The organism is Colwellia sp. MEBiC06753, assembly GCF_053470325.1.
The window spans coordinates 18,229-35,535 of the sequence record NZ_JBQMTM010000020.1; the positions used below are offsets into that span (position 1 = coordinate 18,229).

A 17,307-nucleotide genomic window follows, 5' to 3' on the forward strand; every position below is an offset into this window, starting at 1 on the left:
CATCATCATTCACAATGTGAATACACAACTTAAAAACAGATCAAATACGGAAGAAATTTATTTATCTCCAAATATAATAATAGGTCTTTACAAAGCAGTTGCTGCCAAATATATTCTAAATAAATGATTTTCTAGCAAAGGATATATTTTGTGAATATCTCTAAAATTGATTTGAACTTGTTAATTTATTTAGATGTATTGCTAAGAGAAAAAAATGTCACACGTGCCGCAAGTCAACTCAATATTACTCAGCCAGCAATGAGTAATGGCTTAAAGCGCTTACGTACCTTATTCAACGACCCTATTTTAGTGCGTACTTCAGATGGCATGGTACCTACCGAACGGGCAAGATCATTATCACCAGTGATTCGTAAAATATTGCTTGAATTAGAAGAGGCGCTACAAGGCGAAGAAGAATTTAATCAAGAAAGCAGCCAGCGCGTGTTTAGGATCATGGCCAGTGATTATGCCGCATCGACGTTAATTCCTAAGCTACTAAGAAATATCAATAAAATTGCTCCCAATGTTACCATCGATATTATGACGCCAAGTGACGTTAACTTTCATGATGTTGAGGCGGGCAAAATTGATATGGCGATTAACCGCTTTGATGAATTGCCGCAATCATTTCACCAAAAAACAATCTGGCGTGATGGCTTTTCTTGCTTACTAAGTGCCGACAATGAAGTTGTTACTAAATTTAATTTAAATACTTACCTAGCATCAAAACACGTTTGGGTATCAAAAACAGGGTTTGGTGTAGGCGTAGGTATGGACCCGAAAGATGTTCAAAAATTAGGTTGGGTTGATGAAGCGTTAGCTAGATTAGGTAAAAAGCGTGACATTAAAGTATTTACGCGAAATTATCATGTGGCAATGCAGCTTGCTTATGAAGATGGCTTGATTGCAACCCTGCCAACCAAAGCCGCTTTACTGCATAAAAACGACCCTAACTTTACTATCCTTAAACCACCATTTGACATCCCTGATATTGAGTTAAAAATGATCTGGTCGCCGTTGCTACACCACGATGCCAGCCATATTTGGTTTAGACATTTAGTAATGGAAGCGGCCGCAGAGAGTTGACCATCTAATCGTTAACCTCATCAACTAAATCCTGAATAGTTAGCGCTGCAAAAATGAAAGCCACCACTTCACCCGTGGTGGCTTTTTATTATTTACGCATTGACATACCAAGCCACCAACAATAACTTTTATTTATACCTATTATCACAAACAAAAATAAAACATATAAAGCTTTCAACCCTTAAAATTTAACCGTTAACAATCAATAAGTTAACTCAAAAACCTGCACCATATTTATGTTAAATCATCAGTCAGTACATTATTGAGCTATTGCTCTTATAACCTTATGTGAATACATTGCCATAAGTTTAATAAATTTCAATGATGGTACAGTTATGACAACTCGAATTAACGCTCATGGATTACAAGTTGCTAGTGAACTATATGAATTCATTACCAATGAAGTCTTACCATTAACTCACTATAACACTGAAACTTTCTGGGCTGGCGCCGCTGAAATCATTCATGATTTATCGCCAGTAAATGCTGCACTCTTAGCAAAGCGTGATCAGTTACAAACACAAATTGACGACTGGCATTCCGCAAATAAATACAGCCAAGAGACATTTACTGGCTATAAACAATTTTTAACTGACATAGGTTACATTGAGCCAGAGGTTGAAAACTTTCAAATTGAAACTCAAAACGTAGATGCAGAGTTAGCCACGATGGCTGGTCCACAATTAGTTGTGCCTATTATGAACGCTCGCTTTGCGTTAAATGCGGTGAATGCACGATGGGGCAGCCTGTATGATGCGCTTTATGGTTCAGACCTTATTAGTGAACAAAATGGCTGCGACAAAGGCACGCAATATAACCCAGTGCGCGGTAGCCAAGTCATTAGTTTTGCTAAAGCATTCTTAGATAAATCACTTCCTTTAACAAAAGGCAGTCATAAAGACGTATGCCGTTATATCGCGCAGGACGATTCGATTGTTGCACAATTTATTGACGACAGCATTAGTGAATTATGTGAGCCACAGAGCTATATAGGTAAAGCAGTCACTTCAGACACAAGTGAAAGCTTATTATTTAGTCATAATAATTTGTTTATCGAATTATGTTTTGATCAACAAAACCCTATTTCGCAACAAGATAGCTCAGGGCTTTCAGACATCAATTTAGAGTCAGCATTAACCACTATTATGGACTGCGAAGACTCTGTAGCAGCAGTTGATGCTGAAGATAAAGTGCTTGCCTATAAAAATTGGCTCGGTCTTATCAAGGGTGATTTAACCGAAACCATTAATAAAAATGGACAAAGTTTTACCCGGGCAATGGCCACAGATCGAGAGTTTATAAAACCGTCAGGCCAAAGCGTTCAAGTAAAATCTCGCAGTGTGATGTTTGTCCGAAATGTCGGTCACTTAATGACTAACTCAGCAATTTTAGACAAAAACAACCACGAAGTTCCTGAAGGTATTTTAGATGCGATTATGACCAGCTTAATTGCCAGTTTGGATATCAACGGGCAATATGCAGGTGGCAACAGCCGTTGTGGCTCAATTTACATTGTTAAACCTAAAATGCACGGTAGTGAAGAAGTAGCATTTGCTAATAGCTTATTTGCTAAGGTTGAACAGTTGTTAAACTTGGCCCCTAACACTATCAAAATGGGGATCATGGATGAAGAGCGCCGTACCAGCTTGAACTTAAAAAACTGTATCTACCAGGCTAAAGAACGCGTGGTCTTTATAAATACAGGTTTTCTTGACCGCACTGGTGACGAAATTCACACGTCAATGCTAGCAGGTGCGATGACCCGCAAAAATGATATTAAACTAACCGAGTGGATAGCAGCTTACGAACAGAGTAACGTTGATATTGGTCTAGCTTGTGGCTTTAGTGGCCGAGCTCAAATTGGTAAAGGAATGTGGCCAGTACCTGATAATATGGACGCCATGTATCAAGCAAAAATTGCCCATGTAGAATCAGGTGCTAATACCGCTTGGGTGCCATCACCCACCGCGGCAACTATACATGCCCTGCACTACCACCAAATAAACGTTGCTGAACGTCAACAAGAACTAAGCCAACGCACACCGGCGGACATTGACGATATTTTAAAAATTCCACTGGCTGATAACACTAATTGGACCGATGAAGAAATAACCCAGGAACTTGATAACAATGCGCAAGGTATTTTAGGTTACGTAGTTCGTTGGATTGATCAAGGTGTAGGCTGCTCTAAAGTGCCAGATATTAATAATATTGGCTTGATGGAAGATAGAGCAACCTTAAGAATTTCAAGTCAGCATATTGCTAACTGGTTAAAACACGGTATTTGCACACAAGAACAAGTCATGGCGAGCATGACCAAAATGGCTAAAATAGTTGATCAACAAAACCAATCAGACTCTGCCTACCAGGCAATGTCGCAAGACCTTGATAACAACATTGCGTTTAAGGCGGCATGCGATTTAATCTTTAAAGGTGACATACAGCCTTCTGGTTATACAGAGCCTTTATTACACCATTATCGACTAATAAGAAAACAACAACATTAGGGGCTGTTGATCTTTCATTTTAGTCTCTGCTATAGGCTAATTTTTAAGATGACAAGGCGAACAGAGTGTAATGTAGTTATTCTACATTAACGATTTTCAACGCAGTTAGGTTGAAAATTAGCCATAGCCCTTCGGGGTGTTTTGAAAAAGTGTCACTCTTTGTTGCTTAATATGCATTTGGAACAACCAAACTTTATATTGAGCGCCGCGATTGACCGCTTTTTCATAAACAACAGAATTATAAACTGAAAGATCAACAGACCCTAACCCTTCATCAAAGCGTCATTTGTTTTTGCCAAACTAATTAACTCAGGCAGGAACAAATGACATTTTGCTCTGTCAAATCCTACTTGTTAATTAACAATTAATAAGCGCTAATAAAGATTGCATATGGCAATTATGTGTTGAAGCAGCCCAAACTCCTTTATTTTTGCGGCTTGTCTCACCATATCAGCCATTCACCCCAAAACACTAGCGCAATTGCATGTTACAAATTAAAGTAAAATGGAGCAATTTAGTTACAATTATGTTAAAACTATTTAACATGGATTTAGAGGGCAAAACGATGTCTACCAAACTACAAAAGTTATTTATCGCCACAGCGCTGAGTACAGTTGGTTTATGTAGTACCGTTGCAAGTTCTAGCGTAACAGCCGCTATACCCACGTATTTTGATAAAATGTACTCTGATCAAACGTACGCTAATCAAAAGTATTCAGAGCAAAATTTTGTCGTGGTGAATAAAGTTACCGCTATCACTCAACTAAATACCCATGGCCAAATTAATAACGTTTTTAAGCAAGAAACCTTTGCCCAAATGTTTGATAAGCCATTGGTAAGAATTCCTTTAGATAACCTACCAATGCAAGCAACTAAAAAGGCAAGTAAAAAGAATGAATTCTTTGCCTTAGCAACTGTATTTAATGATAAATTACAGCAACTTATTGCTAAGCTAACTCAATCTTCACCAAGCTACTCAGTAAATGATAAAGGCGAAATGGCATTAAATAGCTCGTCAAATCAAGGTTGTCGCGCATCTAAGAATAGTTAATAAAAGCTAAAAAAATATCCAACTAAAAAGGCCACTTATTCAGTGGCCTTTTTAATTTCCGTTATAGCCTTTCGCTAAAATTGATAATTCTTACTTTTTTCCAGCAACTGCGCTGAAGTAATATCATCAATGGCGCAACCATTAATATCACGCTTGCTAAAGACATAAATATTATCTTGGTAATGGCGACCTTGTAGCGCTCCGCCAGATTTCATAATAACCGTAACGTGTTCATTTTTTGGTAACGCCTTTAAACCATTGCCATATAAACATAGGGTTTCTGCTACTTCTTTGCTTAGTGATTTAAAGTATTCCACTCGCGCTAATTCACTTTGCTTAGCTGTTTCAGCTTGCTTGGCTTTAAACTCTTGGCTGCGCTTGGTTAGCATGTTTTTCTGTTCTAATAACGCTTTACGCTTTTCTGCTAATTGCTCTTTTTCTTTGGTCAGCTCAGGCTTTTCGTCTTTATCCGCTCTGCGCATCTGAAACTCAATATCACGATGTTCTCGTTCTATATCGCGTAATTCATATTCAATATCACGTTGCTCTTCATGAAGCTCTCTGACCTCTTCCCTATTTCCATGCAATTTTTCTATTGCTCGTTCATAGCTTCTCGAGGCATTCTCCATCGCCTTGGCAAATGTCTTATCAACATCAATATTAGCCATTTCACTGGCAACCTGAATTTCTGCTTCAATGCTCTCTATTTGATCAGGAGAAAATGTTGGCATTGGTGGCAGTGGTGGAATAACAAAATTATAATTTCCCCAAGAGCCAGAGCGTGCACTGGTATTTAGCGCGATCACCACGCCTTGATTCATTAAATAAGTACTTTCTACGCTTGATAATTTAATGCCCTGGTTATTGCCTGAGTTGCCGACCGAGGATTTAATAATATTATCCATAATGCCAATTTGTTTCTGTAGCTGTTCAACATTAACATCACTGGCATTTACCGCCCATGACGCTAAAAGGCATGGGGCTATCGCTAAAAACTTCTTCATTTCTTACTCCTCAGTCACCCAGCTTGCTTGCTGAATAGTATTGCTATTAATCATTTGATTTTGATATTTCAGGGCATCTTCAAGCCGCTGAAAACGAATTCTTTGCTCTAATACATCATCTTGGCGTTGAGCATTAACAAACTGAATAAAGTCACTCATATCTTCTTTACGCTCCTGACGAGAGGTATCAAGAATATAACTGGCTAGTTGCAAATTACTTTGTTGCTGGCGTTCATTTAAATCAGCGGTAAACTTAACTAAAGCCAGTTGTTGCTGTTGTTGATAAGTCGCTAACTTTTCATCTACTTGCTGTTCTATAATTGCTGTAACCTGAGCTGCCACTTGCGCCTGATTATTTTGATCGCCAAAGCTAAGTAATATGCCTTGTTCACCTACTTTTAACTGCACATTAAACAACACTAACGCTATGGCAAAACATGAAAACGCCATGGAAAGCGCGGGAAAGCCTTGCCACTGAAACCAAGATTTCTGCTCAAACTCAATACCTGCGGTTCTATCCCATTCAGGTACCTTATGCTGTGGCTGATTATCAGCTAAATATTCAACATACTTCGCCGTTGCAATTTGTTCTTTCATAAACTGTTCATGACCTTCATCATTTTCAAACTGTGCAGCTTGTTCAGGGGGTAACTCTTTGTTTAACCACTGTTCAAAGGATTTATCATGCGGCGACATCGCTGACCTCCAAATAATCTTTTAATTTATCTAACGCACTATAAAGGCGTGATTTAGCAGTATTGGTAGAAATACCCAACTGCTGAGCAATTTCTTCAAAAGTGAAATGTTGAAAGAATTTCATTTCCACCATAATTTTTTGATTAAATGCCAATTTTTGCATGGCATGATACAGTGCTGCATTATCTTGGCCTTGAGTCATCGAAAACTCAGGACAACCTTGTTCATCTTCATCATATTGCTCTGGCGCATCATCTATTGACTGTAGTGGCCGCTTTCTGCGGTAATATTCAATGCAGCGGTAATGAGCAATTTTAAACAGCCAACCTTTAAATGGACTATCGCCGCGAAAAGATGACAAATTGCGAAAGACTGCAATAAACACGTCCTGCATTAAGTCCATGGCATCATCAGGGTGACTGACCATACGATAGGCATAGTTGTATATGCTAGTTTCATAACGCTTCACTAAGCTCACCCAAGCCGATTTCTTGCCTTTAAGTGCTTGCTTTATGAGTGTTTCGTCGCTTCGTTCAAACACTTAAATCCCACTTTTCCATATGTTTTGTCTTTGTTATTAATAAGGTAGGTTTACTTAAGAAAAAAGTTTGAATTTAATTTAACTTTTTTCAATTTTTTACTGACTTTTCTACTAGTCATTTGATTATTCTATGAAAATCAGGCAAAAAAAAGCCACTTTTACAAGTGGCTCTTTTATTTTTAGAATCTGACTAACTTAAACAAATGAGTTACTCAGTATCCAGAAGAATACAATTGATAAACCCGCGCCTACAGGTAAAGTAATAACCCAAGAAACAACAATATTTCTGACTACACCCAAGTTAATTGCAGCAATACCACGTGCCATACCCACACCTAATACCGCACCAACTAAAGTTTGCGTTGTTGAAATCGGTAAACCTGTACCTGATGCTATTACTACAGTACACGCTGCAGCAAGTTCAGCCGCAAAGCCTCGGCTTGGCGTTAAGTGCGTAATACCTTTACCAATAGTCGCAATAACTCGGTGACCGAAAATGGCAAGACCGGCTACAATACCTAAACCACCTAACGGTAAAATCCACCATTCAAGCGCTGCTTTCTTAACAATTTCACCTTCATGACCTACAATGCTTACCACGGCAGCTAATGGACCAATAGCATTTGCTACATCGTTTGAACCATGAGCAAACGCCATACAACAAGCGGTAACGACCATTAAGATTGCAAATACTTTTTCAACATTAACATAGTGACTTGATTTATCAGCCTTCTCATCAAACTTAATGCGTGAGATAAACGCTTTACCAATTATTGCCACCACAGCTGCGACAGCAATCGCGTAGATAAAACCTTCCGTTGAGCCGATTTCTAAACCAATATGCTTTAAACCTTTCTTAATCGTTACTAGCGATAAAACAAAGCCCGCTAGGAACATATAAAGCGGTACCCAACGCTTGGCTTGCTTAAGGGGTTGCTCGGTATCAAATATCAACTTCTGAGCACTGTTAAAGATCACAAATGCGATGACACCCGAAATAAGTGGTGTGACTATCCAACTACCGACAATCCCCCCCACTTTTGCCCAAGCAACGGTATCAACACTTACGCCAATTGCCGCGAAACCAATAATCGCACCAACAATTGAGTGAGTGGTAGAAACCGGCCAGCCTAAGGCTGATGCGACTAATAACCAAGTTGCCGCCGCTAATAATGCTGAAATCATACCAAACACCAGTAGGTGCGGAATTTCAGTAAAGTAAGCTGGGTCAATAATGCCTTTACGAATAGTTGAAGTTACTTCACCACCAGCTAAATAAGCACCGGCAAATTCGAAAATCATCGCGATAATAATCGCCTGTTTAATGGTTAGAGCTTTTGAACCAACCGAGGTACCCATGGCGTTAGCCACGTCATTGGCACCAATACCCCATGCCATAAAAAAGCCGACAACCGCAGCTAGTACGACCAACATAGGGCCATATGAAATTAAAATATCCATAGCTTGTTTACCCTAGTTTTTCGCTAATAAAATTTCTAAACGTGCACCTACACGTTCAGCTAAATCGGCTAAGTCACCAACCCATTCAATGATCTGATACAAAAACATCACATCTACAGGGTTAAGGTCTTTTTCAATGTTCAATAAGCTTTGGCGTAGTGCAATTTGCATTGAATCGGTATCATCTTCAATTTCATCTAACTGAAGGATCATTTTTTCAACTAAATTAACTTCACGACCTCTAAAGCCCGTTTCAAGCAAATCATCTAACTCATTTATCGCATCTGCTGCTTTTTCTGTAGCATCGATACAACGAGTTAAATAACTTCTAAAGTCTGTTTGAAGTTCAGCTGGAATGTCTAATTTACGACCTAGCACGCGACCAGAAATATCTTTCGCTTTATTCGCGATACGGTCTTGCTGGGTTAATAGTTCAAGTAAATCAGCACGGTTAACTGGCATAAATAAACCACCAGGTAGCTCCAATCGTAGCTGGCGTTTTAATGCATCAGCGTCTTTTTCAATTTGTGAAATTTTTCCGCGTACCTTTGCGGCCTTGTCCCAGTCCTTGGCTTCTACTGCATCGAAAAATGGCGGTAATTGGCGAGCACACTTGGTTACTATTCGAATGTGCTTTTCGAGGGGTTTTATAGGTGATTTAGCAAAAACACCTAAAATTGAATTGTTCGGCATAATAAAAGTTCCGGGTACAAATCTCTTTGTTATTTTTCGACGCGGATTCTAGCTTAATAGCGACTATTTGCAACCAATAGTCACAAAGTATTTCAATAAACTTGAGCCATGCGCCATATTTAAAGGCATAAAAAAGACACACAAAATGTGTGTCTCTTGATTCTAGTCTAATTTTCAACCAGTTGTTAGTTAAAACAATTTTTATAAGTTTTCCATATCTTCTGGTCGTGTGTGGCGTACTACTTTACCCTTGACAAAATACATAATGTATTCACAGATATTTTGACAACGATCACCAATGCGTTCTAACGCACGAGCCGACCAAATTACACTCATAATTTGTGGAATTGAACGTGGATCTTCCATCATATAGGTCATTAACTGACGCATTAACCCTTCGTATTCGCGATCAATTTTATCATCGCTTTTATGTACTTTGATTGCGGCATCAAAGTCCATACGAGTAAATGCATCTAAGGTTGCTTGCAATACGCTTAACACGCTATGCCCTAAGTTTTCTAAGTTCAGCAATAAATCACGCTGTTCTTTAGAAAAGCTTTCTTGAGCAACCTTAGCAATTTTCTCGGCTTCATCACCAATACGCTCTAAGTCGGTAATGGTTTTGATGATCGCCATAATTAGGCGTAAATCGCCAGCTGCTGGCTGTCGCTTGGCTATAATGCGGGTACATTCATCATCAATATTAACTTCCATATTGTTAATTTGATAATCGTTTTTAAGCACTTTGTTCGCCATTTCTTCATCGCCTTCAATCATGGCGACAATGGCATCTTTTAGTTGTTTCTCAACTAAACCACCCATGCCCATTACGTGATTAATTACACGCTCTAAATCTTCATTAAATTGGCCTGAAATATGACGGCCGACATTTAAATTATCCATAAGTATCTCTTTAAGCTGCTCTATCTATATTATAACCAATCAAAGATTAACCGTAGCGGCCAGTAATATAATCTTCGGTTTGTTTTTTAGCTGGTGTAGTAAATAGCGTATTGGTATCTGAATACTCAATTAAGTCGCCCATATACATAAACGCAGTTTGATCTGAAACTCGCGCTGCCTGTTGCATATTGTGAGTTACAATAACCACAGTAAATTGCTTTTTCAGATCGTTAATTAACTCTTCAATCGTTAGCGTTGAAATTGGATCAAGTGCCGAGGTTGGTTCATCTAGTAACAACACTTCGGGTTGAATAGCAATTGCACGGGCAATAACTAAACGTTGCTGCTGACCGCCAGATAAACCTAACGCACTGTCATGAAGGCGATCTTTTACTTCATTCCATAACGCTGCCGCTTTTAAAGAGCGCTCTACCGCTTCATCTAGAACACGACGATTGTTTTCACCGGTAATACGTAAACCGTAAATAACGTTCTCGTAAATGCTTTTCGGGAACGGATTTGGACGTTGGAATACCATTCCTACTTTACGACGAAGCGCAGCAACATCAACATGCTTACCATAGATATTCTCGCCATTCAGCTCAATGCTGCCTTCTATACGACAAGTATCAACTAAATCATTCATGCGGTTAATACAACGCAATAATGTTGACTTACCACAACCACTTGGCCCGATAAACGCTGTAACCTGACCTTTAGGGATCTTCATGCCAATATTCTGCAATGCCTGCTTATCACCATAAAATAAATTCAGGTTTTGAATTTCAAGTGCCGTTTGCTCAGGTGACAAGTTAGCCAAGTCCAATGGTGCTGGCATATCAATTGCTGTTTTAGGGGTTACCTTAATCATAAATAACTCTTTCAACCTTTTTAACGGCGCTATTGCTAATAATAACTAACAGCGCCAAATAAACTTTTAATTAAAAACTTTAATCAGTAACGTTGTTTGCACTAGTGCTCTAGCGCTCGGTATTTTTCACGTAATCGGTTACGAATATTTACCGCGGTCATATTCAACGCAACAATAATAGTTACCAGTAATAATGCCGTTGCATAAACCAATGGTCTTGCCGCTTCAACATTTGGGCTTTGAAAACCTACATCGTAGATATGGAAGCCAAGGTGCATAAACTTACGATCTAAATGTAAGAACGGGAAGTTACCATCAAGCGGCAGCGTTGGTGCCATTTTTACCACACCAACAAGCATTAGTGGAGCTACCTCACCTGCTGCGCGCGCTATCGCCAAAATAATACCGGTCATAATCGCAGGGCTGGCAATAGGTAATATAATTCGCCACAAAGTTTCGGCTTTCGTTGCTCCTAGCGCTAAACTGCCGTGACGCATTGACGCAGGGATACGTGCTAAGCCTTCTTCTGTTGAAACAATAACTACTGGCAGCGTTAAAATCGCCAATGTAATGGCTGACCATAAAACACCTGGCGTACCGAATGTCGGACTTGGCAATGTTTCCGGGTAGAATAATCGGTCTAAATTGCCGCCTACCATGTATACAAAGAAACCCAGGCCAAATACCCCGTAAACGATTGACGGTACACCCGCTAAGTTAATTACGGCAATACGTAATAATTTAGTAAAGGCATTTTTGCCGGCATATTCATGTAAGTAAATCGCAGCAATAACACCAAACGGCGCAACAATTACGGTCATCAGCAATACCATTAATACCGTACCGAATATCGCTGGGAACACGCCACCTTCAGTATTTGCTTCGCGTGGTTCGTCAAAAATAAAGCTACCAATTTGTTCAAAGAACACACCTACTTTGCCAAAGAAGCCTAATTGGTTGTTAAAGTTGATCTGAATAATTTGCTCGAAACCAATAGTGACTTTCTCACCACCCATCGCACGCATAACCAGTTGATCGCGCGATACATCTTCGCGCAGCGCCATTAATTGTTTTTCTAATGTTTGATATTCAGCTTTTAACGAAGCAGTTTCTTGCTCAATATCAGCTTTTACTTCATCAGTTAATGTGCCATCGATGACATGCTTACGCTCTTTCAAACGTAGCCTTTCCAATTGATAGTTAATTGCGCCGATATCAACTGTTTGCAATTCGCTAATTTGCTCTTGGAACTGATTCACTCGTTCTAATAGTGGCTCCAAATTTGTCGAATCAACTTCTTTACCATCAAGAATAATCGCATCGACAAAGCCATAGAAGTTACCGTTACTGCGGCGTTCAACCACTGCAACATCAGCAGGCAAGCTACGCTCAGTAATTTGTGGCTCTAAAATCCAACGGAAATCTAAGCTCACTAACTCACGGTTACCGGTTTTAACTAAAAAGCGTTCAATAGTGTCTGATTCAATTTCTTTACCTAAATCAACATGTGCTAATTGAATAGCAGGAATTGATTCACGGTCGTAAATTTCACCAATAACTACTGATGATTTGCCATGCTCGTCCATTACACTAAATTGATGGATTTGTGATGGCCAGAAATACGACAAGCCATTTGACGCAATCAACCACAATAAGCCAACAACTGAGATTAAGCTAAGGCTTACACCGCCCGCTGACAACCAAACCCAAGGGGAGCCTGTTTTAAACCAATCTTTCATTTAATCAATCCTTCCCTTACAGCGAACTGTATTTTTCACGTAAACGTTGGCGAACAAATTCAGCTAACGTATTAAAAACAAATGTGAAGACAAATAAGACAAATGCCGCCAAGAATAAAATACGGTAATGCGAACTACCCACCTCTGACTCTGGCATTTCTACCGCAATGTTTGCTGACAAAGTACGCATCCCTTGGAAAATACTCCAATCAAGAATTGGCGTATTACCCGTTGCCATCAGTACAATCATGGTTTCACCAACGGCGCGACCTAAGCCCATCATAATTGCAGAGAAAATACCTGGACTTGCAGTTAACAACACAACTTTAACAAGGGTCTGCCACGGAGTAGCGCCAAGTGCTAATGAACCACTCGTTAAGTGCTTAGGTACGCTGAAAATTGCATCTTCAGCCATTGAAAATATTGTTGGCACAACAGCAAAGCCCATAGCAATACCAACAACTAGCGCATTACGCTGGTCAAATGAAATACCTAAATCATTGGTAATGTATTGGCGAATATCACCACCAAAGAATACCGACTCAATGACTGGCGATAGCGCAAATGCAGCACTTCCTGCAAGTAGCAATATTGGTATTAAAATAATTGGTGCCCAATCTTCTGGTAATATCGCTTTGTACTGCTTTGGTAGTTTGTACCAAGCAAATGCCGCTAAAAATGTTGATAACGGTAAGAACAACAGCAATAACACAATTGCAGGTAAATAAGTTTCAATTAATGGTGCTAACCAAAGGCCGGCTAAGAAACCTAGAATTACCGTTGGTAAGGCTTCCATCAACTCTATGGTTGGCTTGACTTTTTTACGCAGCGCTGGCGGCATAAAGTAGGCGGTATAAATTGCCGCACTTAAGGCAATTGGCACAGCAAATAACATGGCATAAGCTGCCGCTTTAATCGTACCAAACGAAATTGGTACTAATGAAAACTTAGCTTCAAAATCATCGTTACCTGAAGTTGACTGCCAAATGTAGTCAGGCTCAGGGTAACCTTCGTACCACACCTCTTGCCATAACGCTTTCCAAGTCACCTCAGGGTGCTCGTTTTCAAGCTTTAATACCGCTAACCGATTGTTCTCAGCTAAAATTAAGGCATCAGCTCTTGGCGCAATAGCAACCGCATTAGGCGCTTTTTGCGCAATAGCACCGTGCCATAAATCAGCATCACTAGTGGTATAGAAAATCCCCATTTCACCTGTTGGTGTTAAGGTATAAAAACTTTTTCTATATGCTTCCGTGTAAATAGCTACTACTGGTTCTGTCTTACTGGCAGTAAACTGACGAATATTTTGGAACTGACGGCCGTTTTTACCAGCAACTTCAAACCACTGACTCACCTGACCATCACTATCACCAAATAGTACTGAGCTGCCACCTGATAATAATGCCATGCTGGTAATATGAGTGCCGTTGGCAACTACGTTATTAAGTTCGGCTTTTACATCAACTGAGAACTCATCATCTAAATCGTAGACAGTGACTTTATCGCCAACACGAACAAAGGCCATCATTAGATCTGGCGTGATCAAAATATCATCAACACTTGGGCCGTAGAATTCTATTTCTTGATAAACAGCTTCAAAAGCAGCGTCGTAGCTAAAGTCATCATCGGCAACAAAGGTCGTCTTAATGAGTCGTTGATCTTCAGTAAACGCAACAAATACCGCTTTTTCATCGTTCATAGCAAAGCTGATATTTTCTAGTTTACTATTTTGTTCATCAACGGGTAAAAGCTCTTCACCTAGCGGGTAAGCTACTGATGGTGAAATATCACGTTTATCATTTGGATAAATAGATGAAAACTTCGCACGAACTAACTTCACGCCGCCATCAACATCTACTACTAAATATTTGCCGCCAAAACTCGATTTAACTTGAGCAATTTCATTAGTAGTAATCTGTTCAGATAACATTTCACTACCTTGAGCGCGAAAGTCACTTTCAGCCATTTGATAAAAGCTAATGGTGCCTGACGAATCAATTTGATACGCCACTTCCTTAAGCTCATCTAAGCCTGTTGCTAAGATGTCTCCGTTAACTTGCACACTAACTTCATTCACCGGCTCGACATGAGCTGATTCAAAAATTGGCTTAATAACATAAAGCAAATATAAAAAGATTAAGATCAAAGTAAATAGCACCATGACACCTCCAAGGGAGATGAACCATTTCGCTAGCTTATTTTTCAACTGACGTATATCAGCCGATTGAGACGCTATAGACACTCAATTTACCTACTTAATTAAATGGGATTAAAATGAATTGGCGAGCATTATAAGACAGTTATATGACAGTTTTGTGACAGCAAGAGCTTCATCAAACTGTCACAAAAGAAAATTCATCAGTAAAAATGGGCGGTTGATAAAAGCAGAATCGTATTTATCGTGGTGGTAAATGGCCAGTTTTCACCCAAATGGTGCAGCCAGTTTTGCTATAAGGCGTATGTTTACTGTAGGCGGGACTACGCAACCAACTACCAGCTGAATAGCTACCAAATTCATCTTCAAAGATGCCATCGATAACATAAATTTCTTCACCGCCAGCATGAACATGCGGTTTAAAATACGTATTAGGCTGCCATTTAACCAAAGCAACATGTTCGGTACCATAGCTATGTAAGGGTTTAGCAAGTAACCCCTCAACTAAACCAGGCTGCCATGAAAGTTGATGGCTATTAATCGCCAGTTGGTTAGTATCACCTTGCTGAAACTGGTTAAGTTTTACCAATAGCGTGCAACCATCTTTACTGTAAGGTTGATGACGACTTTGCGCAGGATTGCGTAAATAACTTCCTGTAGGATAATCGCCTTGCTCATCACTAAAAGTGCCTTCTAGCACTAAGATCTCTTCACCATTAGGGTGAGTATGCGCATTAAAGTGGCTATTGGCAGCATATTTCACAATGCTAGTAACATGGCCTGACTCTGCAGCTTCCCGCTCTAATTTCTTACGCCAAACGCCTTGAGCAGGCGATGACTCCCAAGGCATCTGCTCAGTATCAATAGCTAACTTTTGCTCAAAAGCTAAATTTAACATTCAATGTCCATAGGTAAATATGGCGTTAACTTAGCGACCATTATTAACCAAAGCTATTTAATAAAAACCAAAGCTATTTAATAAAAAACTTATAAATAAGCTTATGAATTAATTTACCGTATGGCGGAAAAGCTTGCGTTGCTGAGTTAAATTTACCTTTGGCAAAAACCGGCTTCGCTTTACTAAAGGTATAGAAACCCTCGGGTCCATGATAATGACCCATACCTGACGGACCTACACCGCCAAATGGCAAATCATCTTGCGCCACATGCATTGCCGCATCGTTAATACAAACACCACCGGCATGCGTCGCTTTTAACACTCGCTGCTGAACTTCTTTATCATGACTACAAATATATAAGGCTAATGGTCGGTCACGTTCATTAATATAATCAATTGCTTGTTCTAAATTGTCATAGCAAACAATCGGTAACAACGGTCCAAAAATCTCTTCCTTCATTACCGTCATATCATTGTTAACATTCGTTAACAATGTCAGTGGTAATTTACCTGCAGCTAAACATTGTTCAATACTGTCTTTACCTAAGGTTGTAACTTCTGCGCCTTTTGCCTTGGCATCTTCAAGCCATTGACTAAGGCGAGTTAACTGCCCCTGATTAATGATTGCCGTGTAATCATTATTGCTTTCAACACTAGGGTACATTTTTTCAAACCAGTACTGACAAGCAGCAAGCAACTCGTCCTTACGAGCTGTTGGACATAATATGTAATCAGGCGCTACACAGGTCTGCCCTGCGTTGAGAGTTTTACCTAAGATAAATCGAGATACTGCATCTTTCATATTGATGCTGTCATCAATAATCGTTGGCGATTTACCACCTAGCTCTAGTGTTACCGGTGTTAGGTTTTTAGCCGCCGCCGCCATCACTAACTTACCTACGCGTGTTGAACCAGTAAATAATAAGTGATCAAAAGCTTTCGTTGAAAAGTGCGCAGCGACAGATGCACCACCAGCAATTACGCACACTTGCTTTGCATCGAAGGTATTGGCAATTAATTCGGTTAGTACTTGGTTAGTCGCTGGCGTGAATTCCGACATTTTAATCATTGCGGTATTGCCAGCTGCAAGTGCAGTCGCCAGTGGGCCAATTGATAAATACAACGGGTAATTCCATGGCGTGATAATACCTATTACCCCAAGCGGCTGATACATCACGTAAGCTTTGGCTGGCTGAAATAACATACCAACATGACGTTTAGAAGGCTTCATCCACTTTTTTACATGTTTAATGGCGTAATCAATTGCCATTAGCGTTGGCATTAAATCGGCCATTTTTGAGTCATCAACCGAGCGGCAGCCAAAATCGCTATTCAGGGCATCAACTAAAGCATCTTGATGGCTTAACATTGCTGCCTTTAACTTTTGAAGCGCTTCAATTCTCGCTTCAACTGACGGATAAGGTGTACCTCTAAACGCTTGCTTTTGCAGATCAAATAACTGATCAATTTGCTCAATTAAACTGTCATCTTGCGCCTGTGTATAGGTATTTTCCGCCATATTTCTTGCCTTAAATATAAATAAACACCAACTAAGTTACCCAAGGTTACTTAAAGTTCAATGCAAGTTCAACTTTTTTAGTCACCAGTGTAATGCTTAAAATAAAGCGCGTTACTTTCCTTTACCTTACAATAAAATTATTCTACTTTAATGGCGTAAGTCTCGCTTTATACAGGAAATTAA

Annotated in this window: 14 protein-coding genes; 3 read left to right on the forward strand and 11 right to left on the reverse strand. The window is 39.7% G+C overall.

What is annotated here, in order from left to right; translation table 11 throughout:
• Window positions 1-150 precede the first annotated feature (150 nt).
• From ACOB82_RS14790 to ACOB82_RS14800, 3 genes are all read left to right on the forward strand, one after another.
• Window positions 151-1,086 carry a LysR family transcriptional regulator gene (locus ACOB82_RS14790; protein WP_448213753.1) on the forward strand — a complete coding sequence of 312 codons (936 nt, stop codon included), beginning with the start codon at window positions 151-153 and terminating at the stop codon, window positions 1,084-1,086.
• Between the two features lie 335 nt (window positions 1,087-1,421).
• Window positions 1,422-3,593 carry a malate synthase G gene (locus ACOB82_RS14795; protein ID WP_448213754.1) on the forward strand — a complete coding sequence of 724 codons (2,172 nt, stop codon included), beginning with the start codon at window positions 1,422-1,424 and terminating at the stop codon, window positions 3,591-3,593.
• A gap of 565 nt (window positions 3,594-4,158) precedes the next feature.
• Window positions 4,159-4,644: a hypothetical protein gene (locus ACOB82_RS14800; RefSeq protein WP_448213755.1), complete on the forward strand. Its 486-nt coding sequence runs from the start codon at window positions 4,159-4,161 to the stop codon at window positions 4,642-4,644.
• 74 nt (window positions 4,645-4,718) lie between these two features.
• On the opposite strand, the gene ACOB82_RS14805 is transcribed toward ACOB82_RS14800, so the two are convergent.
• From ACOB82_RS14805 to ACOB82_RS14855, 11 genes are all read right to left on the reverse strand, one after another.
• Window positions 4,719-5,648, reverse strand: coding sequence for a hypothetical protein (locus ACOB82_RS14805; protein ID WP_448213756.1), 930 nt, complete (start codon window positions 5,646-5,648; stop codon window positions 4,719-4,721).
• Window positions 5,649-5,651: 3 nt separating this feature from the next.
• Window positions 5,652-6,344 carry a hypothetical protein gene (locus ACOB82_RS14810; protein ID WP_448213757.1) on the reverse strand — a complete coding sequence of 231 codons (693 nt, stop codon included), beginning with the start codon at window positions 6,342-6,344 and terminating at the stop codon, window positions 5,652-5,654.
• Window positions 6,331-6,885 carry an RNA polymerase sigma factor gene (locus tag ACOB82_RS14815; RefSeq protein ID WP_448213758.1) on the reverse strand — a complete coding sequence of 185 codons (555 nt, stop codon included), beginning with the start codon at window positions 6,883-6,885 and terminating at the stop codon, window positions 6,331-6,333. The genes ACOB82_RS14810 and ACOB82_RS14815 overlap by 14 nt, the downstream gene beginning before the upstream one ends.
• Before the next feature lie 195 nt (window positions 6,886-7,080).
• Entirely contained in the window at window positions 7,081-8,346 is a 1,266-nt protein-coding gene (locus ACOB82_RS14820; RefSeq protein WP_448213759.1) for an inorganic phosphate transporter, read from the reverse strand.
• Window positions 8,347-8,358: 12 nt separating this feature from the next.
• On the reverse strand, window positions 8,359-9,039 hold the full coding sequence (locus ACOB82_RS14825) for a TIGR00153 family protein (RefSeq protein WP_448213760.1): 681 nt from the start codon (window positions 9,037-9,039) through the stop codon (window positions 8,359-8,361).
• 201 nt (window positions 9,040-9,240) lie between these two features.
• Window positions 9,241-9,942, reverse strand: coding sequence for a phosphate signaling complex protein PhoU (gene phoU / locus ACOB82_RS14830; protein ID WP_448213761.1), 702 nt, complete (start codon window positions 9,940-9,942; stop codon window positions 9,241-9,243).
• A 46-nt stretch (window positions 9,943-9,988) separates the two neighbouring features.
• A complete protein-coding gene (gene pstB / locus ACOB82_RS14835) occupies window positions 9,989-10,813 on the reverse strand; it encodes a phosphate ABC transporter ATP-binding protein PstB (RefSeq protein WP_448213762.1) in 825 nt (274 codons plus the stop codon).
• 101 nt (window positions 10,814-10,914) lie between these two features.
• Window positions 10,915-12,552, reverse strand: a complete 1,638-nt coding sequence (gene pstA, locus ACOB82_RS14840) for a phosphate ABC transporter permease PstA (RefSeq protein WP_448213763.1) — start codon at window positions 12,550-12,552, stop codon at window positions 10,915-10,917.
• 16 nt (window positions 12,553-12,568) lie between these two features.
• On the reverse strand, window positions 12,569-14,794 hold the full coding sequence (locus tag ACOB82_RS14845; RefSeq protein ID WP_448213764.1) for an ABC transporter permease subunit: 2,226 nt from the start codon (window positions 14,792-14,794) through the stop codon (window positions 12,569-12,571).
• A 154-nt stretch (window positions 14,795-14,948) separates the two neighbouring features.
• Window positions 14,949-15,605 carry a cupin domain-containing protein gene (locus tag ACOB82_RS14850; RefSeq protein ID WP_448213765.1) on the reverse strand — a complete coding sequence of 219 codons (657 nt, stop codon included), beginning with the start codon at window positions 15,603-15,605 and terminating at the stop codon, window positions 14,949-14,951.
• Between the two features lie 73 nt (window positions 15,606-15,678).
• Window positions 15,679-17,124 carry a coniferyl aldehyde dehydrogenase gene (locus tag ACOB82_RS14855; protein ID WP_448213766.1) on the reverse strand — a complete coding sequence of 482 codons (1,446 nt, stop codon included), beginning with the start codon at window positions 17,122-17,124 and terminating at the stop codon, window positions 15,679-15,681.
• Window positions 17,125-17,307 lie beyond the last annotated feature (183 nt).

Bases quoted from the DNA above. Each gene is read 5' to 3' on its own strand.
- pstB (WP_448213762.1), bottom strand. From the start codon at position 10,813: ATGATTAAGGTAACCCCTAAAACAGCAATTGATATGCCAGCACCATTG.
- ACOB82_RS14850 (WP_448213765.1), bottom strand. From the start codon at position 15,605: ATGTTAAATTTAGCTTTTGAGCAAAAGTTAGCTATTGATACTGAGCAG.
- ACOB82_RS14810 (WP_448213757.1), bottom strand. From the start codon at position 6,344: ATGTCGCCGCATGATAAATCCTTTGAACAGTGGTTAAACAAAGAGTTA.
- ACOB82_RS14795 (WP_448213754.1), top strand. From the start codon at position 1,422: ATGACAACTCGAATTAACGCTCATGGATTACAAGTTGCTAGTGAACTA.
- phoU (WP_448213761.1), bottom strand. From the start codon at position 9,942: ATGGATAATTTAAATGTCGGCCGTCATATTTCAGGCCAATTTAATGAA.
- ACOB82_RS14855 (WP_448213766.1), bottom strand. From the start codon at position 17,124: ATGGCGGAAAATACCTATACACAGGCGCAAGATGACAGTTTAATTGAG.
- ACOB82_RS14820 (WP_448213759.1), bottom strand. From the start codon at position 8,346: ATGGATATTTTAATTTCATATGGCCCTATGTTGGTCGTACTAGCTGCG.
- pstA (WP_448213763.1), bottom strand. From the start codon at position 12,552: ATGAAAGATTGGTTTAAAACAGGCTCCCCTTGGGTTTGGTTGTCAGCG.
- ACOB82_RS14800 (WP_448213755.1), top strand. From the start codon at position 4,159: ATGTCTACCAAACTACAAAAGTTATTTATCGCCACAGCGCTGAGTACA.
- ACOB82_RS14825 (WP_448213760.1), bottom strand. From the start codon at position 9,039: ATGCCGAACAATTCAATTTTAGGTGTTTTTGCTAAATCACCTATAAAA.
- ACOB82_RS14805 (WP_448213756.1), bottom strand. From the start codon at position 5,648: ATGAAGAAGTTTTTAGCGATAGCCCCATGCCTTTTAGCGTCATGGGCG.